This window comes from Parendozoicomonas haliclonae, assembly GCF_900174585.1.
GTDB classification, from domain to species: domain Bacteria; phylum Pseudomonadota; class Gammaproteobacteria; order Pseudomonadales; family Endozoicomonadaceae; genus Sansalvadorimonas; species Sansalvadorimonas haliclonae.
Window position 1 is genome coordinate 1 of record NZ_FWPT01000047.1, and the last position, 509, is coordinate 509.

The window sequence follows — 509 nt, forward strand, 5'->3', positions numbered from 1 at the left end:
GGGATCACAGCTTGTTTATCAGCTTCCCCAGGCTTATCGCAGATTACCACGTCCTTCATCGCCTCTGACTGCCAAGGCATCCACCGTGTGCGCTTAGTCACTTGACCATATAACCCAAAGAAATCTTCAGATCAGTCAAATAACGCGTTTTTGAACACATCCGACAAAAGATGTATTCGAGTAACGATTCGCCACACACTTGATTCAACAATCCTTTCTCCTAAGAGACGCTCTTGTTGATAACTTGTTCTAAGAACAAGTTGAGTGCTCAGCAACTAAATACATTCAATTAAGAATGTATGTTGACAGATTCCATATTTTTAAAGATCAACTCTTCATAAAAGAAGAGGAACAAAGCTACACAACCTAAGTCGTGCATTTTGTTTCAAACAATTCGTGTGAACGCTTATCGGCAAGATTTCGTTTAAGGAGGTGATCCAGCCCCAGGTTCCCCTAGGGCTACCTTGTTACGACTTCACCCCAGTCATGAATCACTCCGTGGTAACCGC

General features: G+C 42.8%; 2 rRNA genes. Both read right to left on the minus strand.

Annotated elements, in window-relative coordinates:
• Positions 1-107: ribosomal RNA gene (locus tag EHSB41UT_RS24190) — 23S ribosomal RNA — on the minus strand; the annotation flags it as partial.
• Between the two features lie 318 nt (positions 108-425).
• Positions 426-509, minus strand: a 16S ribosomal RNA gene (locus EHSB41UT_RS24195); the annotation flags it as partial.